This window comes from Allobosea sp. P2_B12 (assembly GCF_056404835.1).
Genome location: NZ_JBFUDG010000006.1, coordinates 193,862 through 212,742 on the forward strand (window position 1 = coordinate 193,862; position 18,881 = coordinate 212,742).

The 18,881-nt window shown below is 66.5% G+C and carries 19 protein-coding genes; 8 read left to right on the forward strand and 11 right to left on the reverse strand.

Going from position 1 to position 18,881, the window contains the following annotated elements; translation table 11 throughout:
* The first annotated feature begins 8 nt into the window (after positions 1-8).
* Complete coding sequence (locus tag AC1DYU_RS16350; protein WP_476792550.1) at positions 9-737, forward strand: hypothetical protein; 729 nt, start codon at positions 9-11, stop codon at positions 735-737.
* Positions 738-743: 6 nt separating this feature from the next.
* On the opposite strand, the gene AC1DYU_RS16355 is transcribed toward AC1DYU_RS16350, so the two are convergent.
* Both AC1DYU_RS16355 and AC1DYU_RS16360 read right to left on the reverse strand, forming a co-directional pair.
* Positions 744-1,658 (reverse strand): alpha/beta fold hydrolase, encoded by a 915-nt coding sequence (locus tag AC1DYU_RS16355; protein WP_476792551.1) that lies wholly within the window; start codon positions 1,656-1,658, stop codon positions 744-746.
* Positions 1,659-1,670: 12 nt separating this feature from the next.
* Entirely contained in the window at positions 1,671-3,746 is a 2,076-nt protein-coding gene (locus AC1DYU_RS16360; protein WP_476792552.1) for a transglycosylase SLT domain-containing protein, read from the reverse strand.
* Positions 3,747-3,916: 170 nt separating this feature from the next.
* Between AC1DYU_RS16360 and dapA the strand changes: the two genes are divergently transcribed.
* The 3 genes from dapA to smpB are packed head-to-tail and all read left to right on the forward strand — an operon-like array spanning position 3,917 to position 5,535.
* Positions 3,917-4,810 (forward strand): 4-hydroxy-tetrahydrodipicolinate synthase, encoded by an 894-nt coding sequence (dapA, locus tag AC1DYU_RS16365; RefSeq protein ID WP_476792553.1) that lies wholly within the window; start codon positions 3,917-3,919, stop codon positions 4,808-4,810.
* Between the two features lie 54 nt (positions 4,811-4,864).
* Positions 4,865-5,065, forward strand: coding sequence for an FMN-binding negative transcriptional regulator (locus tag AC1DYU_RS16370; protein ID WP_158485137.1), 201 nt, complete (start codon positions 4,865-4,867; stop codon positions 5,063-5,065).
* Positions 5,062-5,535 carry an SsrA-binding protein SmpB gene (smpB, locus tag AC1DYU_RS16375; protein WP_158485136.1) on the forward strand — a complete coding sequence of 158 codons (474 nt, stop codon included), beginning with the start codon at positions 5,062-5,064 and terminating at the stop codon, positions 5,533-5,535. The genes AC1DYU_RS16370 and smpB overlap by 4 nt, the downstream gene beginning before the upstream one ends.
* A 545-nt stretch (positions 5,536-6,080) precedes the next feature.
* On the opposite strand, the gene AC1DYU_RS16380 is transcribed toward smpB, so the two are convergent.
* From AC1DYU_RS16380 to AC1DYU_RS16410, 7 genes are all read right to left on the reverse strand, one after another.
* Entirely contained in the window at positions 6,081-6,710 is a 630-nt protein-coding gene (locus AC1DYU_RS16380) for a LabA-like NYN domain-containing protein (RefSeq protein ID WP_158485135.1), read from the reverse strand.
* Positions 6,711-6,850: 140 nt separating this feature from the next.
* On the reverse strand, positions 6,851-7,435 hold the full coding sequence (gene pyrE / locus AC1DYU_RS16385; protein WP_476792554.1) for an orotate phosphoribosyltransferase: 585 nt from the start codon (positions 7,433-7,435) through the stop codon (positions 6,851-6,853).
* 115 nt (positions 7,436-7,550) lie between these two features.
* On the reverse strand, positions 7,551-8,096 hold the full coding sequence (locus AC1DYU_RS16390) for a sugar O-acetyltransferase (RefSeq protein WP_476792555.1): 546 nt from the start codon (positions 8,094-8,096) through the stop codon (positions 7,551-7,553).
* A gap of 43 nt (positions 8,097-8,139) precedes the next feature.
* Entirely contained in the window at positions 8,140-9,069 is a 930-nt protein-coding gene (gene era / locus AC1DYU_RS16395) for a GTPase Era (protein ID WP_476792556.1), read from the reverse strand.
* Positions 9,062-9,793, reverse strand: coding sequence for a ribonuclease III (rnc, locus tag AC1DYU_RS16400; RefSeq protein WP_476792557.1), 732 nt, complete (start codon positions 9,791-9,793; stop codon positions 9,062-9,064). The genes era and rnc overlap by 8 nt, the downstream gene beginning before the upstream one ends.
* Positions 9,790-10,563 (reverse strand): signal peptidase I, encoded by a 774-nt coding sequence (gene lepB / locus AC1DYU_RS16405; protein ID WP_476792558.1) that lies wholly within the window; start codon positions 10,561-10,563, stop codon positions 9,790-9,792. Before lepB ends, rnc begins: the two co-directional genes overlap by 4 nt.
* A gap of 133 nt (positions 10,564-10,696) precedes the next feature.
* Positions 10,697-11,818: a mechanosensitive ion channel family protein gene (locus AC1DYU_RS16410; RefSeq protein ID WP_476792559.1), complete on the reverse strand. Its 1,122-nt coding sequence runs from the start codon at positions 11,816-11,818 to the stop codon at positions 10,697-10,699.
* A gap of 159 nt (positions 11,819-11,977) precedes the next feature.
* Here AC1DYU_RS16410 and aqpZ point away from each other — a divergent pair, with 159 nt between their 5' ends.
* The gene (gene aqpZ, locus AC1DYU_RS16415) at positions 11,978-12,703 is read left to right on the forward strand and encodes an aquaporin Z (RefSeq protein ID WP_158485128.1); all 726 of its coding nucleotides are present in this window, start codon (positions 11,978-11,980) and stop codon (positions 12,701-12,703) included.
* A gap of 67 nt (positions 12,704-12,770) precedes the next feature.
* Here aqpZ and acpS read toward each other — a convergent pair whose 3' ends face one another.
* Positions 12,771-13,175 (reverse strand): holo-ACP synthase, encoded by a 405-nt coding sequence (gene acpS / locus AC1DYU_RS16420; protein WP_158485127.1) that lies wholly within the window; start codon positions 13,173-13,175, stop codon positions 12,771-12,773.
* 9 nt (positions 13,176-13,184) lie between these two features.
* On the reverse strand, positions 13,185-13,934 hold the full coding sequence (locus tag AC1DYU_RS16425; protein WP_476792560.1) for a pyridoxine 5'-phosphate synthase: 750 nt from the start codon (positions 13,932-13,934) through the stop codon (positions 13,185-13,187).
* Positions 13,935-14,193: 259 nt separating this feature from the next.
* Here AC1DYU_RS16425 and AC1DYU_RS16430 point away from each other — a divergent pair, with 259 nt between their 5' ends.
* The 3 genes from AC1DYU_RS16430 to AC1DYU_RS16440 all read left to right on the forward strand — a co-directional run bounded on the left by AC1DYU_RS16430 (position 14,194) and on the right by AC1DYU_RS16440 (position 18,876).
* Positions 14,194-15,894 (forward strand): helicase HerA domain-containing protein, encoded by a 1,701-nt coding sequence (locus tag AC1DYU_RS16430; RefSeq protein ID WP_158485125.1) that lies wholly within the window; start codon positions 14,194-14,196, stop codon positions 15,892-15,894.
* 110 nt (positions 15,895-16,004) lie between these two features.
* The gene (gene rpoZ / locus AC1DYU_RS16435; protein ID WP_476792561.1) at positions 16,005-16,397 is read left to right on the forward strand and encodes a DNA-directed RNA polymerase subunit omega; all 393 of its coding nucleotides are present in this window, start codon (positions 16,005-16,007) and stop codon (positions 16,395-16,397) included.
* A 244-nt stretch (positions 16,398-16,641) separates the two neighbouring features.
* The gene (locus AC1DYU_RS16440; protein WP_158485145.1) at positions 16,642-18,876 is read left to right on the forward strand and encodes a RelA/SpoT family protein; all 2,235 of its coding nucleotides are present in this window, start codon (positions 16,642-16,644) and stop codon (positions 18,874-18,876) included.
* Positions 18,877-18,881 lie beyond the last annotated feature (5 nt).

Genomic DNA, 18,881 nt, shown 5'->3' on the forward strand with positions numbered 1-18,881 from the left:
AGGCGGACATGCTCTATCTCGCCAGCCAGTTCGCCTGGTTCCTCGCTGCGGCCTTCGCGCTCGGCCTCGTCATGGGCTGGATCGGCCATGACGGCAGCGCGTTCCGCCTGCTGGGCCGCACGGCCGGCTGGTTCGCAGCGATCTGGGGCTTGGGCGCCGCGCTGACCTGGCTTCAGTTCCTCAATGGCGAGCCGGCGACCTGGGTCGAATCGGCGCTGCTGTTCACAGGTGTCTATGTCGCGGGCTGTGTCGTGGCGGGGCTGCTGCGCGGCACGCGCGCTCCGGCTGCCGTAGACGCAGAGGTTAAGCCGGCGCCCGCTGCGGCGATGCCGCCGGTCGAGGGCGAGGCCGATATTCCCGGCCAGCGTCCGGCGGGTCTCGTTGCCGCGAAGGATGACAAGCCCGACGATCTCAAGCTGATCAAGGGCGTTGGCCGGCAGAACGAGGCGCGGCTGCACGGGCTGGGCATCTGGCATTTCGAGCAGATTGCCGGCTGGACGCCGCGCAACATCGAATGGGTCGGGAGCTATCTTGCCTTTCCAGGCCGGATCGAGCGCGAGGACTGGGTCGGCCAGGCCAAGACGCTTGCCACCGGCGGCGAGACCGAGTTCGCCATGCGGGCCAAGGCCGGTCTCGTCGAGACCTCGCGCGACGACGGCTCGGTCGGGCAGGACAATGTGGCGGAACTTGCCACGGGCGGCGCCGCCGGGAAGCCCGAGGGTAAGCCGGCCGCCTGAGCCGTCTCAGGCGGCCCGGCGCTCGGCGCGGGCGATCAGCTTTCCGATCCGGCGCACCATGTCCTTGGGGCCCAGCATCGGCGCATGGCCCTGTCCGGGCGCGACGAAGGTTTCGCAATCGGGATGCCGCTCGCCCATCGCGACGAGCGTCTTCTCCGCCAGCATGTCGGAATTCGCGCCGCGGATCGCCAGCATCGGCACGGCCTTCAGCCCGTCGAAATAGCTCCACAGCACCGGCAGCGGCGCTTCCAGGTCGAGCTCTTCCAACACCTTCATCAGATTGGTATCGTAGTCCGGCTTCAGCCTGCCGTCGCGGTCGGTCCAGGTCCGGCGCGCCATCATCTCCCATTCCGCGTCGCCGAAGAGCGGGAACTGCTGGTCCGAGAGCCGCTTCAGGATTTCGGCGCCCTCGGCAAAGCTACGTGGCATGGGGAGCTTGCCGACATAGCCCCGGACCCGCAGCAGGCCGCGCGCGTCGATCACCGGGCCGATATCGTTGAGAACGACACCCCGGATCGCACCCGGCCGGGCAGCGCCCATCGCCATGGTCAACAGCCCGCCGCGCGAGGTCCCCACGAACACCGCCGCCTCGATCCCAGCCGCGACCAGAACCTGCATCAAATCGTCGAGCTCGACCCGGATGTCGTAATTCTTCCAGTCCTTGTCGAAGCCCGACAGGCCGCGCCCGCGATAATCCAGCGCCAGCACGCGCCTTGGCCTGGCCTCGTCCTCCGACAGCGCCAACGCCAGTTCGTGGAAATCGGCGGCGGTCCGGGCAAAGCCCGGCAGGCAGACCACGGGCAGCGCAATCGAGGCCAGCGGGCCGTAGTCGCGCGCATGCAGCCGCAAGCCATCGCGGGCGCTGATGAAGAGGGAGGTGTAGCCGGTGTTGGAGGGCACGGAGAGATGCGCTTGGCTCATGTCGCAGCGACCCTAATCCCGCCGGCCGCCGCGCTTCAAGTCGTGGTCGATCAGATAGGCCGTGCGCTGGTTCAGGCGCTGGCGGTAGACCTGCAGGTTCTCCATCACGCGCTGCACATAGTTGCGCGTCTCGTAGAACGGGATGCGCTCGACCCAGTCGACGGCATCGACCTCGGGCTTGCGCGGGTCGCCATAGGCCTCGATCCACTTCTTCACATTGCCCGAGCCCGCATTGTAGGCGGCGAAGGTCAGGATGTAGGAGCCGCGCCACTCCTTCAGCAGGTCGTTGAGATGCGCCGCGCCCATCTGCGCCGAATAGAGCGCGTCGCGTCCAAGCCTCGGCCAGTCGAAGGGCAGGTTGGCCCGCCGCGCCGTCTCGCGCGCGGTCGCCGGCATCATCTGCATCAAGCCGCGCGCACCCGCATGCGAGATCGCGGTCGGGTCGAAGGCGCTTTCCTGGCGGGCGATAGCATGGACGATCGCGCGCTCCATCGGATCGCCCAGAACGGAGAATTCGGGCACGCCGGAAATCGGGAAGGCGGCCATGTCGAGCGGGAAACCGCGCTGCAGGGCCGTCTTGCCGAGTGCTAGCAAGGCGCGCGTGTCGCCCTCGCGCTGGGCGATGGCCGCGATGGCCTCCAGCGCCGACGTCGTGTGCAAGCGCTGAGCGAGGTCGATCAGCATCTGGACGGCCAGATCGCGCTCGCCGATGCGGTAGAGCAGGCGCACGCCCTGATGGCCGGGTAGATGCAGCAGCGAGGCGGAGGCCGAGCGCCGCAGCGGCAGGTCCGGCAGGCCGAGCCGGGCGCGGGCGAGCTGCCCATAATAGGCGACAGGGTGCTCGGCGGCGCGCTCATAGGCTGCCTTGGCGTCCTCCGCCTTGCCGATCGTCTCAAAGGAGCGCCCCTGCCAATAGGCCGCGCGCGCCACCGAGATCGGCGTCTCGGCAGATCTGGCGGCCTCCCTGAAATGCTCGAGCGCAATGCCGGGCTGGTCGCGGAAGCGCAGCGCGATGAAGCCGGCATGCCATTCGGCGTCGATGCGCTCGGCTGCATCCTCGGCGCCATGTCCGGCCGCGACCTCATAGGCTTTGGCGGCGTCGCCAGCGTCGAGCAGCTTGCGCGCGATCAGCCGCCGCTCGGTCCACCACTCGTCGCCATCGCCAAGCAGCGTCGGGTCGCGCGGCACGTTCGCCAGCGCCCTGGCGGCATCCACCGGTTTGTCGGAGCGTCTGGCCTGCTGCGCCAGCAGGAAGGAGAAGGAGAGGTCGCTTTTCAGAGAGGCCGGAACCGAGGCGATCAACGAGGGCGCGATCGGGCGCCTTGCCTTGACGCTGGCAAGCCGCGCCCTCGCCAGCACGACATAATCCGCCGAGACGCGCGCCGCATTGCGCAGCGCCGCGGTGTCATTCCCGCGGAAGATGTAGCGTTCCGCGCGCAGGCGATGGTCCGCCGTCGTCAACCTGTCGCCGAAGGCGTCGAGCGCGATCGTCTCCAGGGCTAAGCCGAGCTGGTCCTGCAGCCAGCTCTGGCGGGCCAGTGCGGCGGCTTCTTCGGATTTGCCCTCGGCCTTCAGCGCCAGCGCGAGCGCGATCCGCCCGGCCGGGCTGACCGGACGCTGGCCATGGAAGAAGGCCCGGATCGCCAACGGGCTCTTCTTCTCGGCGATGAGCATCTCCTCGGCGCGGCGCCGGAACAGCGTCGTCGCGGGATAGTTCGGATAGGCCTTGAGGAAGGCGTCGATCCGCGTGAACGGGACCAGGTTCGCACTGGAGCGGATCGCGACCCATTCCAGCAAAGCACGCGCGACCCGGTCGTCGATCGCCCCCGCAATGGCGTCGCCGTCGCTGAGCGCGCCGCGCCGATAGGCGGAAACCGCAGTTTTGACGCTGTCCGGGTTGGCCGCTCCGGCATTCAGCGCATCGCCGGGATAGGGCGGCAGCGAAGCCGTCGTCTCGACATCGACGACATCGCGGCGAGCCTGCTGCGCCGGATGGGCACCGTCATCAGCGGCGTGAGCGGGCATCGCCGCGAGCAGGGTCAGGGCACTGAGGCAGATCAGCCCCGTGCGGGCGGCAGGCATGGCCATGGCAGGCTCCACGGTCGGATGCGTAAGCCTGCGATGGTCGGGGATCGGCGTTTATGAAGACTTAACTATGAGGCCACGCATTTTGATGGGTTGCCGGCTTTGCCTGCGGCGGGTGAGGGTTTATGTGTGACGCCCTTCAAATTGCCGTTTCCCGTCAGGATGCCGCTCTCATGACCAAGCACACCGCTTTCACCGGCTCGCTTCCCGCGCTGGTGACGCCGTTCAAGGGCGGCAAGATCGACGAGGCGGCTTTGCGCGGGCTGGTGGCCTGGCACATCGAGAGCGGCTCGTCGGGGCTCGTTCCCGTGGGCACGACCGGCGAGAGCCCCACCGTCTCCCATGACGAGCATAAGCGCGTCGTCGAGATCGTCATCGCCGAGGCCAAGGGGCGCCTGCCGGTCATCGCCGGCGCTGGCTCGAACAACACCACCGAGGCGATCGATCTCGCGGTTCATGCGGAGAAGGCCGGAGCGCAGGCGGTCCTCGTCGTCACGCCCTATTACAACAAGCCCACCCAGGAAGGCATGTACCAGCACTTCAAGGCGGTGAACGACGCGATCGGGATTCCGATCATCATCTACAACATCCCGCCGCGCTCGGTCGTGGACATGTCGGTCGAGACCATGGCGCGGCTCTACGAGCTGAAGAACATCGCCGGCGTCAAGGATGCCACCGCCAATCTCGCCCGCGTCTCGCAGCAGCGCCACGCCATGGGCGCGGACTTCATCCAGCTCTCGGGTGAGGACATGACGGCGCTGGCCTATATGGCGGCTGGCGGCCATGGCTGCATCTCGGTCGTCGCCAATGTTGCCCCGCAGCTTTGCGCCGAGTTGATGACGGCCGCGCTGAAGGGCGATTATGCCGGCGCGCTCAAGGTTCAGGACCGGCTCGTGCCGCTACATGACGCCATCTTCAAGGAGCCCGGCCTCGCCGGCGCCAAGCACGGCCTCAGCCTGCTCGGGCGCATCGAGGATGAGGTCCGCCTGCCGCTGTTGCCGGTGACGGCCTCGACAGGCAAGGTCATTCGCGACGCCATGGTGTTCGCCGGCCTGCTGAATGCCTAGATAAGGGATGCTGCGTTCGTCCGGTTGCCCCGGCCGGCGCCAGGGAAACTGACGATGTACGAGCCCAGTCACTTCATGGTCGAGGATCGCGACGCGCTGCGTGCCGTCATGCGGGCGCATCCGCTCGCGATTTTGGTGACGGCAGGCGAGGCCCACAAGCCCAGTGTTCTCAATGGCTTGAACGCAAATTCTGAATCGGGATCGCAGGTGATGGCGCAACTGGTCAAGACGCATGCGCTGGGCGGCACGGCATGAGCAAGCTCGATCCGGAACGCTTCAGGCTCGCCGCCGACAACCGGAAGGCGCGCTACAATTACGAGATCATGGAGACGCTGGAGGCCGGCATCGTCCTCCAGGGCACCGAGATCAAATCGCTGCGCGGCGGCCGCGCCACGATCGGCGAGAGCTATGCCGGGCCGATGGGCACCGAACTCTTCCTGTTCAACGCTCATATCCCCGAATATCTCGAGGCCAACCGCTTCAACCACAACGTCAAGCGGCCGCGAAAGCTCCTGCTGCATCGCCGCCAGATCAACAAGCTGATGGGCGCGATCCAGCGCGACGGCTACACGGTGATCCCGCTCAAGGTCTATTTCAACGACAAGGGCCGCGCCAAGGTCGAGCTGGGCCTCGGCCGCGGCAAGAAGCTGCACGACAAGCGCGAGACCGAAAAGAACCGCGACTGGAACCGCGACAAGGCCAGGATCATGAAGGCGGGTGCGTGACGCCTTCCCTTCTCCCGCGAGGGGAGAAGGAAAGTGCGCGTCATTCTCGGGCGGAGCGCAGCGCAGACCCGAGAATCTCCGGCCGGATGAGGCACTGGAGACCTCCGGTCCTGAGATGCTCGGGTCAAGCCCGAGCATGACGGCGCGCGATGGATCTTATCCCCGCCCCACAAACCTAACCCTATCCTACACTCGCTCCGCCCGACCAAGGGGGCTGTCGCGAGGCGTCGTGCGGCCGGGTGGAGTGCGGTGTTCATGGAAGGGAGCCGTCGCGCGCTTTCGACCATGGAGGTGCCGTCGATCGTCAGGGCCGAAACTGGGCAGGCTCGAGCCCGTGCCGGGACGTAGGGACGACGAGGGACCCCCAGACAACCGCGTGCGGGACGGGGCGGCGGCTGTTGGCGCTGCTTCGACAGACATTCGACATCGACATCGGCACGCAGCCGTCGACTGCGGCGCCGCCTCGTCCCGCGCATCCCCTTGGATACGCATTCGCAGAACCCGAAACCCCGCGGCGATCAGCCGGACGGGGCTTTTGGTGCGGCTTACCCCTCGACCGTCTCGTCGCCCTGGCGGATGCCGTAGCGCCGCTCCAGCCCCGGATTGCCGGGCGTGCCCGGCGCAGCCCCGGCGCTGCGGCCGGCGCGCTCGGCCGGGTCGCGCCCGATCTTCGACATCAGCTGGGCCAGGTCGAGGAAGTCGTCGCACTGGCGGCGCAGATCGTCGGAGACCATCGGCGGGTTGGTCGAGATCGTCGAGACGACCGAGACCTTGACGCCCTTGCGCTGCACGGCCTCGACCAGCGGCCGGAAATCGCCGTCGCCCGAGAACAGGTAGATCTGGTCGAGATGGGGCGCGAGTTCGAGCATCTCGATGGCGAGCTCGATATCCATATTGCCCTTCACCCGCCGGCGGCCGGTGGCGTCGGTGAACTCCTTGGCCGCCTTGGTGATGACGCGGTAGCCATTGTAGTCGAGCCAGTCGACCAGCGGGCGGATCGAGGAATACTCCTCGCTCTCGACCAGCGTGGTGAAATAGAAGGCCCGGATCAGATTGCCGCGACTCTGGAATTCACGCAGCAGGCGGCGATAGTCCATGTCGAAGCCGAGTTGCTTCGCGGTTGCGTAGAGATTGGCGCCATCGATGAAAAGCGCGATGCGCGGGTCGGCCGCCATTGAAATCACTCCGGATGAATAACTTGGAATAAGTGCGATGTAATCCAAACGCGGTCTAACGATGTTGGTTCTAAATCAATTTTCAGCGAGGGCCGGTATCCGGCTGTGACGTCTCGCCGCAGCCGGCAAAGAATTCAGTATCAGGCGCTCAGGCCCCGGCTGCCCGGCTTGATCGCCGGGATCGCGGCCAACTCCGGCGGCAGCGCGTCAGGCGCGTAATCGGGAACATCGTAGTCCATCAGGCTGACCAGCTCCATGCCCAGCTCGGCGCGCCCGGCCGAGCGGTCGATCAGGCAGGCGGCGCCGACGATCGTTCCGGGCTCCCCCATCACAGAATCCCGGCATTCGCGCAGCGACAGCCCGGTCGTGATGATATCCTCGATGATGACGCAGCGCGCGCCCTTCGGCAGCACGAAGCCGCGGCGCAGCTTGAACGTGCCGCCCTCGCGCTCGACGAAGACGGCCTTGGCCTTGAGATGCCGCGCCGTCTCGTAGCCCGGCACGATGCCGCCGATGGCCGGCGACACGACATAGTCGATCCGGCCGTATTTCGCCTCGATCTTGGCCGCGAGCGCCTTGCAGAGCCGCTCGGTCCGGACCGGGTCCTGGAAGACGAACATCTTCTGCAGGAAGACGGCGCTGCGCCGGCCCGAGGACAGGATGAAATGGCCTTCGAGAAGCGCGCCGGCCTCGCGGAATTCGGAAAGAACCTCGTCGTCGGTCATGGGCGCGCCTCGCGGATCAGAACAGCCGCCGGCGTCTTTGCTGCCATTCGCACGGCGTGGCAAGGCCTTGGGTAGCGCGGCGGGCATTGCTCAACAGGCAGGAGCCGTCCCGCGGTCAACCGCGCTGGCGGGCAGGGTTGCCCACGGCGGTCGCTCCGGCCGGGACATCGCGCGTGACCACGCTGCCGGCGCCGATGATCGCATCGTCGCCGATCGTCACGCCGGGCAGGATGATGGCGCCGCCGCCGATCCAGACATTGCGGCCGATCGTGACCGGCCGCCCGAACTCCAGCATCTGCGCCCGATGGGCCGGGTCGCGCGGATGGTCAGCGGTCAGGATCTGCACCGCCGGGCCGATCTGCGTGAAATCGCCGATCGTTACCTGCACCACGTCGAGGATGACGCAGTTGAAGTTCAGAAAGACGCCGTCGCCCAGGCTGATGTTGTAGCCGTAGTCGCAATGAAAGGGCGGGCGGATGTTCACGTCCTTGCCGACATGGCGAAAGATCTCGCGCATCAGCGGCAGCCGCTGTTCCGGCGTTGCGGTCGTGGCGTTGTAGCGCTCCATCCAGGCGCTCACCCGGAGATTGTCCGCGATGAGTTCGGGGCTGTCGGCGCGGTAGAGTTCGCCGGCCAGCATCTTGTCCTTCTCGGTCCGCATCTGTCCGAAAACTCGCTTGCTGTTGGCTCAGTTCGCTGTGGCTTCAGCCCTTGGGGAACTCCAGCCCCATCTCGCGATAGCGCTCCGGATCGTCGCTCCAGTTCTCGCGCACCTTCACGAACAGGAAGAGATGGACCTTGGCCTCGGCCGCCTCGGCGATCTCGATGCGGGCCTTCTGGCCGATCGACTTGATCGTCTGGCCGCCTTCGCCGAGCACGATCTTGCGCTGGCCCTCGCGCTCCACATAGATCGTCTGCTCGATCCGGACGGAACCGTCCGGCCGCTCCTGCCACTGCTCTGTCTCCACGGTCGAGCGATAGGGCAGCTCGTCATGCAGCCGCTCGAAGATCTTCTCGCGGGTGATCTCGGCGGCGAGGAAGCGCAGCGGTGCATCCGAAATCTGGTCTTCGGGATAGAGCCAGGGGCCGTAGGGCAGGCGGGTTTCCAGCCAGGTCATGATGTCCTTGACGCCGTAGCCGGTCAGGGCCGCGATCATGAAGGTCGCCTCGAACGTACCCTGCTCGTTCACCTTGGTGGTGATCTCGAGCAGCTTCTCCTTCGCGACAATGTCGATCTTGTTGAGGATCAGAAACTTCGGCTGCTTCAGCTCGGCGAGCTTCTCCAGCAGGCGCGTGTTCTCCTCATTGTCGAAGCGCTCGACATCGATCAGCACGCCGATCAGGTCGGCATCGGTGGCGCCGCCCCAGGCACTCGTCACCATGGCGCGGTCGAGCCGGCGCTTGGGCGCGAAGATGCCCGGCGTATCGACGAAGATCACCTGCGCCGGTCCCGACAGCGCGATGCCGCGCACCTGCGTGCGCGTCGTCTGCACCTTGCGCGAGACGATCGAGACCTTGGCGCCGACGAGCTGGTTCAGCAGCGTCGACTTGCCGGCATTGGGCGCGCCGATCAGCGCGACGAAGCCGCAGCGGGTTGGCTTCCTCGGTTCGCCGGCGTTTTCCGCTTCAGCCATGGTCGCTCTCCATCGTTTCGCTCCACAGGCCTTCGCGCCGCAGGAAGGCTTCCGCTGCGGCCTGCTCGGCCAGCCGCTTCGAGGTGCCCTGCGCCTCGGCGTCGGCCAGGCCATTGATGCGTGCCGCGACGCGGAACACAGGGGCATGGTCGGGCCCCGAGCGGCCGCGCTCGGTATAGGTCGGCGTCTGGTAGCCCTGGCCCTGCGCCCATTCCTGCAGCGCCGTCTTGGCGTCACGCAAAGGCCGCGCGGGCTTCAGCAGGCGCTCGCCGAAGGCACGCTCGACCAGCCCGCGGGCCGCCTCGTAGCCGCCGTCGATGAAGACCGCGCCGATGATCGCCTCGCAGGCATCGGCCAGGATCGCCTTGTTCTTGCGCGCTCCGGCAAGGATCTCGCCGTCGCCCAGCCGCATGAACGCGCCCAAATTCCAGGCGAGCGCGACCTCGGCGCAGGTCTCCTTGCGGACGAGGTCTGCCAGCCGTCGCGACATGTCGCCTTCCTCAGCCTGAGGATAGCGCGCAAACAGCATGTCGGCGACACTCAGGCCGAGCACGCGGTCCCCGAGGAATTCCAGCCGCTGATAGCTCTCCAGTCGCGAGCCCTCGGCGCTCATATGGGTGAGGGCGGTGGTCAGAAGCCCCTGATCGGCGAAGACATGCCCGAGCGTCTCTTGCAGGCGGGAGGTCTCCGGCGCCTTGCGCCCGGTGTCGCCTGCCTTGCTCACTTGATGCCGCTGAACAGGCGGTCCCAGCGAACCGTCCAGGGCCATTCCCAGATCTTCCAGGCCGAGGCGCCGTCCTCGATCGAGAAGAAGATGATCTCGGCGCGGCCGACGAAGTTCTCGAACGGCACGAAGCCGACGCTGCGGTCGCGCGAATCCAGCGAATTGTCGCGATTGTCGCCCATCATGAAGAAATGCCCGGCCGGCACGACGAAGACCGGTGTGTTGTCGAAGCTGCCGGTGTCGCCCTCGCGCTCGATGATCTCGTGGGAGACGCCGTTGGGCAGGGTCTCGCGGTAGTGGATGACGGGTGCGCTGCGGCCCCAATTGTCGGTGGTGACGTAGTCGGCGATGCGCTCGCGCTTCACCGGGACGTTGTTGATGTGCAGGATGCCGTCGATCATCTGGATGCGCTCGCCCGGCAGGCCGATAACGCGCTTGATGTAGTCGGTCGAGTTGTCGGTCGGCAGCTTGAACACCGCGATGTCGCCGCGCTTGGGCTCGGCCGCCCAGACGCGGCCCGAGAACAGCGGCGGGCTCAGCGGGATCGAGTGCTTCGAATAGCCATAGGTGTATTTCGAGACGAAGAGATAGTCGCCGATCAGCAGCGTCGGGATGAGCGATCCCGAGGGGATGTTGAACGGCTGGAACAGCAGGGTCCGGATCACCAGCGCGATCAGCAGCGCCTGGGCGACCACCTTGATCGTCTCGAGGACGCCGCCCTCGTCTTTGGCCGCTTTGCTCTTGGTCTTGGCTTCGACGTCGTTGGCCACGCGGGCGCTCCTGGGACGATGGTCCAGCGCGCGGTCTAGCGGAATGTCGCTTCACAGACAACGGCGCCGGCGGAGGGGCAGCCATGGCGCAGGCCGGGCGCTTTCACGGCCCTGGGACGATCACGTGTCCGGCTCAGTGCGTCGCGATCTCCGTTGCGGCCAGCGCCGGCGGACGGACACCGTTGCGCTCGAAGGCGGCTTCTCCGCGCAGCCGGGGCAGGGAACGCGGATGCTCCTTCTGCAGGAAGGCCATCAGCTTCTCGCGGACCTCGCAGCGCAGGTCGAAGGCGCGCGGCGAAGTCCTGGCGCTGACGAGGATGCGGACCTCCATGGTCGACTGGCGGAAATCCGTAACCTGCACATTGACGACGCGCTTGTCCCAGAGCGGCGAGGCGGCTGCGATCTCCTCGACCTTGGCACGTACGGCCTCGATTGGCGTCTCGTAGTCGAGATAGAGCATCACCGTGCCGATCAACGCGGCGTTGTCGCGCGTCCAGTTCTGGAACGGCTTCTCGATGAAGTAGCTCAGCGGCAGGATCATCCGGCGCCAGTCCCACAACCTCACGACCACATAGGTCGAGGTGATCTCTTCGACATTGCCCCACTCGCCCTCGACCAGCAGCGCGTCGTCGATGCGGATCGGTTGCGTCACGGCGAGCTGGATGCCGGCGAAGATGTTCTTCAGCACCGGCTGCAGCGCCAGGCCGATGACGAGGCCGGCTGCTCCCGCCGAGGCCAGGAGACTGACGCCGTATTGCCGGACGCCGTCGAAGCTCATCAGCATAGCCGAGACGCCGACGACGACGATCATGATGTCGCCGACGCGGCGCAGGATGCGCGTCTGGGTGACGTGCTTGCGCGCCATCAGATTGTCGTCGGCGTCGAGCTTGAAGCGCCGCAGATAGACGGTCGTCCAGATATGCAGCGCCGTCTTCGCGATCCAGCCGATCAGCGCGATGAAGCAGAGCAGCAGCAACTGCCGGATCAGCGTCGCCTGCTCGCTCGTCAGCGGCGAGACGCTGGCGGCGAAGCCCAGCGCGACCGTGATGACCGCAAACCGCGTCGGCCCATGGGTGCGCGAGACCAGCGAGCGCCAGAACAGGTCCATCCCTGCGACGAGCCGGGTCACGACCGCGAACACCATCCGGTGGGCGACGAGCGCGAGCGCGACGGCGCAGGCGAAGATGGCGAGGCTGACCAGCCATGACGGCACGAGCAGCAGCATTTCGCCAAGCCAGATGGCGGTTGGGTTCATGCTCTCCCCCCTGAGTCAGGCAACGGACATTTATGTTGCAACGCAGCAGCGATGGGGAAGTTCACCTGCGCTGCACGCGGGGCGGAGCCGAGATGCGGCAATTGACCGCGTCTGACGCGGGGCGCACCATCCCCTTTCGATTCTTTTGGGGGGACGATCATGAACGGAAAAAAATACGCAGCCGAAGCCATCGGAACCTTCTGGCTAACCTTTGCGGGGTGCGGCAGCGCGGTGATCGCTGCGGGCTTTCCCCAGGTCGGCATCGGCCTGCTGGGCGTCTCGCTCGCCTTCGGCCTGACCGTGGTCACCATGGCCTATGCCATCGGCCATATCTCGGGCTGCCATCTCAACCCGGCCGTCACGGTCGGTCTCGCGGCCGGCGGGCGCTTCCCGACGAACCAGATCCTGCCCTATGTCGTGGCGCAGGTGATCGGCGGCATCGTCGCCGCCGGCCTGCTCTACCTCATCGCCAGCGGCGCGCCGGGCTTCGACCTTGCCAAGGGCTTCGCCTCGAACGGCTATGGCGATCACTCGCCGGGCAAGTACAGCCTCTTTGCGAGCTTCCTCACCGAGATCGTCATGACGATGATGTTCCTCTTCATCATCATGGGTGCGACCCACGGCAAGGCGCCGGCAGGCTTCGCCCCGTTGGCAATCGGGCTCGGCCTGTGCCTGATCCACCTCGTCAGCATCCCGGTGACCAACACCTCGGTCAATCCTGCGCGCAGCACCGGCCCGGCGCTCTTCGTCGGCGGCTGGGCATTGCAGCAGCTCTGGCTGTTCTGGCTGGCGCCGCTGATCGGCGGTGCGCTCGGCGGCATCGTCTATCGCTGGCTCAGCGAAGAGCCGCGCGGCGCGATCGTCGGGACTGCCCCGGCCGAGTGAGAGCGGCTGCTACAACCATCATGCCGGGGCGACCGAAGGGTCGTCCCGGAATTCGTCATTCCGACAGCTACGTCGAAATCGGGCGCGCCTCGATCACGACGAAGGCCTGGGCCATCGGCGGGTCGTCTGTCATCGAGACATGCACGATCGCCTCATGGCCGGCCGGCGTCATCGCCCTCAGCCGTTCGGCTGCGCCGCCGGTCAGCCGCATGGTCGGCGCACCGCTGGGCAGGTTGACCACCTCCATGTCGCGCCAGAACACGCCGGCGCGCAGGCCCGTGCCCAGCGCCTTGGAGCAGGCTTCCTTGGCCGCGAAACGGCGCGCATAGGAGGCCGCCCGGGTCGCGCGCCTGTCGGATTTGGTGCGTTCGCCCTGCGTGAAGACGCGATGGGTAAAACGCTCACCGAAGCGCGCGAGCGATTTCTCGATGCGGTCGATGTCGCAGAGGTCCGAGCCGATGCCGAGGATCATGGCCAGGGTCTACTTGGCCGCGCGGCCTTCGTCCATCGCCTGGCGCATCCGGCCGATCGCGGCGTCGAGCCCGATGAAGATCGCCTCGCCGATCAGGAAATGCCCGATGTTGAACTCGACGAAATCGGGCACGGCCGCGAGGCGCCGCGCCGTGTCGTAGTCGAGACCGTGCCCGGCATGGACTTCGAGCCCGAGCGAAGCGGCCAGCGCGGCGCCCTCCGCGAGGCGGCGAAACTCGCTTTCAGCCTTGTCGTCTTCGCCCGCAACCACGGCCTCGCACCAGCTTCCGGTATGCAGTTCGACCACCGGTGCGCGCAGCTTGGCGGCCATTTGGATCGGCGCCGCATCAGCCTCGATGAACAGCGAGACGCGACAGCCGGCGGCACTGAGACGCGCGATCGCGGGCAGGAGCGCGGCTTCCTGGCCGACAACGTCGAGCCCGCCTTCGGTGGTGCGCTCTTCGCGCTTTTCCGGAACGAGGCAGGCCGCATGGGGCTTGAGGCGCTCGGCCAGAGCGATCATCTCGTCGGTCGTCGCCATCTCGAAATTGAGCGGCTTGGTCAGTTCGGCGGCGAGCCGCGCCATGTCGACGTCGCGGATATGGCGGCGGTCTTCGCGCAGATGCGCGGTGATGCCATCGGCTCCGGCGGCAACGGCGAGATGCGCCGCGCGAACGGGGTCGGGCAGGGCGCCGCCGCGGGCGTTCCGCACCGTCGCGACATGATCGATGTTCACGCCCAGTCGCAGCCGGCCCGCCATGGCTCACTCCCCCGCAGTCGATACCGTGAATTCAATGAAGATGCGGCATAGACGAAGATGCAGTAGCGGCTCAAGGCACGGATTGTCATGGCGATGGCCAGTTTTCGTGATCGATCGCGCGAGTCCGCCGTGCCCCGTTGGCGATTTGGTAACCGCGTCGCCAGCGCCGGCACGCGATTGTCCCCGGATAAGGCAATCATAAAGAGCTTGGCGGTAACCTTTCCGATCGGGGAACAAGCCGGAAGGCGGGACGCGGAACGTGCAGCTTGCTGTGAAGACGGGGCTCTTCGAGAGCGATATCGCGTCGGACAGGCGTGATCTGAGCCAGGATACCGAACGCGCCCTCGGGCGCGTCGTATCCTGCGACGGCTCGCGCGCGACCATCGCTAGCACGGTGGCCGGCATGGGTCGGCTCGGCCCCGAATCCTGGACGGTCGGCCGGATGATCTCGATCAATCTCGGCACGACCCGCATCGTCGGCCTTGTTTATGAGATGCACGCCGTCAATCCGGTCTGGGACGAGGCGACAGACAACGTCATCCATATTCAGGTCGAGCTGCTCGGCGAGGTCAGCGAGAGCAAGGACGGCCGCGCCAGCTTCCAGAGCGGCATTTCCACCTATCCACCGATCGGCGCCATCGCCCATCGCATCCGCACCGGCGATCTCGCGATGGTGCATGATCTCGGCACACGCAACGGCGTCGCCGTGGGCACGCTGACGCAGGACGACACGATCCCCGCCACCGTCTGCATCGACGACATGCTGTCGCGCCATTTCGCCCTGCTGGGCACCACCGGCGTCGGCAAGTCGAGCGCCGTGGCGCTGTTGCTGCGCCGGGCGATCGCTGCAAGGCCGCGCCTGCGCGTGCTGATTCTCGATCCGCACAACGAATATTCCGGCGCCTTCCCGGACCGCTCCCTGTCGATCGACGCCGACGGACTCGATCTGCCGTTCTGGATGTTCAAGCTGGAGGAGTTCGCCGAGGTCGTCTTCCGCGGTCGCCCGGCCTTCGAGGAGGAGGCGGACATCCTGCGCGAGGTCGTGGGCCTGGCACGCGAGCGCTATCGCGGCGGCAGCGAGCGCAACCCGATGCGCGACATCAACTCCAGCCTGTTGAAGCGTCCGCTCGACTCCGGGCTCGGGCGTCGCGAGGAGGGAATGGGCAGCGCCAGCGACATGCCGACGCCCTATCGCATTACCGACGCGCTGCGCATCGTCGATGAGCTGATCGGCCTGCACGAGGTCCGCTGGCCGCGCGGGTCGCTGCGCTCGCTCAAGGTGCGGCTCGAGACGCTGCATGCCGATCCGCGCTATCAGTTCATGTTCGCCCGCGCCAACATGATCGAGACGATGGCGCCGGTCGTCGCCCAGATCTTCCGCGTGCCGCATCACGGCCGGCCGATCACGGTGTTCCAGCTCGGCGGCCTGCCCTCGGAGGTGGTCGACGCGGTCGCCTCCGTGCTGGCGCGGCTGGCCTTCGATCTCGCCATGGCGAGCCAGGGCACCTATGAGATTCTGCTGCTCTGCGAGGAGGCGCATCGCTACGTCCCCGCCGACCAGTCGCTCGGCTTCCTTCCGACCCGCCAGGCCATCGCGCGCATCGCCAAGGAAGGCCGCAAATACGGCGCCTATCTTGGTGTGGTCACGCAGCGCCCCGGCGAGCTAGATCCCACCATCCTGTCGCAGTGCTCGACGATCTTCGCGATGCGCCTCGCCAACGAGGTCGACCAGCAGATCATCCGGGCCGCGATCTCCGATGCCTCCGCGAGCACGCTCAAATTCCTGTCCTCGGTGGGCAATCGCGAGGCGATCGCCTTCGGCGAGGGCGTCGCGACGACGATGCGCATGCGTTTCGCCGAACTCGCCCCGCACGAGCTGCCGGCGATGGACCTCGTCGTCGGTGTCGAAGGACGCCGCGAGCCGGGGCTCGACGAGATGGTCAGGCGGATGCGGAGCTGATCCGCAGGCGCTCGGCATGGCACGCTCAATCTTGCATCTGCCGCACTTTGGCTGTAAGGCCGGCTCACATCATCTTCCCTGCATCGCTAAAGATCAGAAGGAGCCGCGCCATGGCTCGCGTTACCGTTGAGGATTGCATCGACAAGGTCGACAACCGCTTCGAACTGGTTCTCCTCGCCAGCCATCGCGCGCGGATGATCCAGTCCGGATCGTCGATCCTGGTCTCCCGCGACAACGACAAGAACCCCGTCGTCGCGCTGCGCGAGATTGCCGATGAGAAGCTGAAGCCCGAGGATCTGAAGGAAGACCTGATCCACTCGCTGCAGAAGCATGTCGAGGTCGACGAGCCGGAGGCCGAGACCGTGCCACTGCTCACCCACTCGACACCCGGCAGTTCGGCTCCTGATTCGGAGGTCCAGTTCGACCGCATGAGCGAGGACGACCTGCTGCGCGGCCTTGACGGCCTCGTGCCGCCGACCGAGAGCGCCGACGACGAGGACTGATCCTCGCGGGTGTAGTTGCTCGCAAGGCGATCTTGCACAATCTCTTCACCAGTTCCGCTAAAGCCCGGCAATGCCGGGCTTTTTCATGCCTGCCTCATGAGATTAGCCTTGCTGCCCGTGCGCCGCGCGTCGATATTGACTGACTCTGGACTAAGCATCGCGCGAAACGGCGGGAGGCGCTTTTTTCGCGAGGCAATGCTTTGGATTTGAGATCGATCAGGCAGGATAGACGCCCCCCATGGGCATGATGCGGCAATACGAACTCGTCGACCGGGTTCGCAGCTACAATCCGAATACCGACGAGGACCTGCTCAACCGGGCCTATGTCTATGCCATGCGGGCGCATGGGACGCAGAAGCGCGCCTCGGGTGACCCGTTCTTCGCCCATCCGCTCGAAGTCGCCGCCCTCCTGACCGACCTCAAGCTCGACGATGCGACGATCGTCGCAGCCGTGCTGCACGACACCGTCGAGGACACCGCCGCGACGCTCGAAGAGATCGAGAGCATCTTCGGGCCCGATATCCGCCGGCTGGTGGACGGGCTGACCAAGATCAAGAAGCTCGACCTGGTCTCCAAGAAGGCGGCCCAGGGCGAGAATTTCCGCAAGCTGCTGCTCGCCATCGTCGACGATGTCCGCGTGTTGCTGGTCAAGCTCGCCGACCGGCTGCACAACATGCGCACCCTGCATTTCATGGCGCCCGAAAAGCGCCTGCGCATCGCCGAGGAGACGGCCGAGATCTATGCGCCGCTGGCCGGCCGCATGGGCATGCAGGAACTCCGCGAGGAGCTTGAGGAACTCGCCTTCCGCCACATCAAGCCGGAGGCGCATGCCACCGTCACCAAGCGGCTGGAGGAGGTCACCGAGCGCGAAGGCCGCGTCATCGGCGCGATCGAGAAGGATCTGAAGGACAAGCTCGCCGCCAGCGGCATTCATGCCGAGGTGCTGGGCCGCCGCAAGCGCCCCTATTCGATCTGGAAGAAGATGGAGCGCAAATCGGTCTCCTTCGAGCAGCTCTCGGACATCTTCGGATTCCGCGTCATCGTCGAGACGCCCGAGGATTGCTACCGCGTGCTCGGTATCGTCCACATGACCTGGCCGATGGTACCCGGCCGCTACAAGGACTACATCTCGACGCCCAAGCAGAACGACTATCGCTCGATCCATACGACCGTCGTCGGGCCGGGCCACAGCCGCGTCGAATTGCAGATTCGCACCGACACGATGGATCGCATCGCCGAATTCGGCATCGCTGCGCACGCCCACTACAAGGACGGGCGCACCACCGAACTTGCGCAATATGCCGATGAGAGCCGGGCCTATCAGTGGCTGCGGCGCACCGTCGATCTGCTGGCGGAGGGCGACAGCCCGGAGGAGTTCCTCGAGCACACCAAGCTCGAACTCTTCCACGACCAGGTTTTCTGCTTCACGCCCAAGGGCCGGCTGATTGCGCTGCCGCGCGGCGCGACGCCGATCGATTTCGCCTATGCGATCCACACCAATGTCGGCAACAGCGCGGTCGGCGCCAAGATCAACGGCCGCATCGCGCCGCTCCTGACCGAACTCGCCAATGGCGACGAGGTCGAAATCACCCGCGCTGAGGGGCAGACGCCGCCCGCCGCCTGGGAATCCCTGGTGGTCACCGGCAAGGCCCGCGCCGCGATCCGCCGCGCCACCCGCACCGCCGTCCGGCGGCAATATTCCGGGCTCGGGCGCCAGATTCTGGAGCGCGCCTTCAGTCGCGCCGAGCGGCCGTTCAGCGACGAGAAGCTCAAGGCTGCGCTCAAGCGCCTCGCCCGCACCGCCGTCGACGACGTGCTCGCCGCCGTCGGGCGCGGCGAGATGTATTCCGGCGACGTGGTCAAGGCGGTCTATCCCGATCTCGAACCCGAGAAGCGCGGCGCGCCCGACCCCAAATCCGCCGGCGCGACCACCGGCAACGGCAAGGGCTGGTTCGAGCTGCGCAAGGGCGAGAACCTCAAGTTCAAGCTGCCGGGCGAGGCGATCGGCGACGAGGCACCCGGCGACGACGCCATCCCGATCCGCGGCCTCGGCGGCGATCTGCCGGTGCGCTTCGCCCCCGACGGCGGCGCCGTGCCGGGAGACCGCATCGTCGGCATCCTGACGCCTGGCGAGGGCGTCACGATCTATCCGATCCAGTCCTCGGCACTGGCGGCCTTCGACAACGAGCCCGAGCGCTGGCTCGACGTGCGCTGGGATCTCGACGACAAGGCGCCGCAGCGCTTCCCGGCGCGCATCTCGCTGCATTCGATCAACGAGCCCGGCTCGCTGGCGCAGATCACCACGACGATCGCCGAACATGACGGCAACATCGACGCGGTGGCGATGCACCGCCCGAACCAGGACTTCACCAACGTCATCATCGACCTGACGGTCTGGGACCTGAAGCATCTCAGCGCGATCATCAGCGAATTGCGCGAGAAGCGGGTGATCAGCAAGGTTGAGCGGGTGGTGGGGTAGGGCGG

Bases quoted from the DNA above. Each gene is read 5' to 3' on its own strand.
- AC1DYU_RS16350 (WP_476792550.1), top strand. From the start codon at position 9: ATGCTCTATCTCGCCAGCCAGTTCGCCTGGTTCCTCGCTGCGGCCTTC.
- AC1DYU_RS16355 (WP_476792551.1), bottom strand. From the start codon at position 1,658: ATGAGCCAAGCGCATCTCTCCGTGCCCTCCAACACCGGCTACACCTCC.
- AC1DYU_RS16360 (WP_476792552.1), bottom strand. From the start codon at position 3,746: ATGGCCATGCCTGCCGCCCGCACGGGGCTGATCTGCCTCAGTGCCCTG.
- dapA (WP_476792553.1), top strand. From the start codon at position 3,917: ATGACCAAGCACACCGCTTTCACCGGCTCGCTTCCCGCGCTGGTGACG.
- AC1DYU_RS16370 (WP_158485137.1), top strand. From the start codon at position 4,865: ATGTACGAGCCCAGTCACTTCATGGTCGAGGATCGCGACGCGCTGCGT.
- smpB (WP_158485136.1), top strand. From the start codon at position 5,062: ATGAGCAAGCTCGATCCGGAACGCTTCAGGCTCGCCGCCGACAACCGG.
- AC1DYU_RS16380 (WP_158485135.1), bottom strand. From the start codon at position 6,710: ATGGCGGCCGACCCGCGCATCGCGCTTTTCATCGATGGCGCCAATCTC.
- pyrE (WP_476792554.1), bottom strand. From the start codon at position 7,435: ATGACCGACGACGAGGTTCTTTCCGAATTCCGCGAGGCCGGCGCGCTT.
- AC1DYU_RS16390 (WP_476792555.1), bottom strand. From the start codon at position 8,096: ATGCGGACCGAGAAGGACAAGATGCTGGCCGGCGAACTCTACCGCGCC.
- era (WP_476792556.1), bottom strand. From the start codon at position 9,069: ATGGCTGAAGCGGAAAACGCCGGCGAACCGAGGAAGCCAACCCGCTGC.
- AC1DYU_RS16410 (WP_476792559.1), bottom strand. From the start codon at position 11,818: ATGAACCCAACCGCCATCTGGCTTGGCGAAATGCTGCTGCTCGTGCCG.
- aqpZ (WP_158485128.1), top strand. From the start codon at position 11,978: ATGAACGGAAAAAAATACGCAGCCGAAGCCATCGGAACCTTCTGGCTA.
- acpS (WP_158485127.1), bottom strand. From the start codon at position 13,175: ATGATCCTCGGCATCGGCTCGGACCTCTGCGACATCGACCGCATCGAG.
- AC1DYU_RS16425 (WP_476792560.1), bottom strand. From the start codon at position 13,934: ATGGCGGGCCGGCTGCGACTGGGCGTGAACATCGATCATGTCGCGACG.
- rpoZ (WP_476792561.1), top strand. From the start codon at position 16,005: ATGGCTCGCGTTACCGTTGAGGATTGCATCGACAAGGTCGACAACCGC.
- AC1DYU_RS16440 (WP_158485145.1), top strand. From the start codon at position 16,642: ATGATGCGGCAATACGAACTCGTCGACCGGGTTCGCAGCTACAATCCG.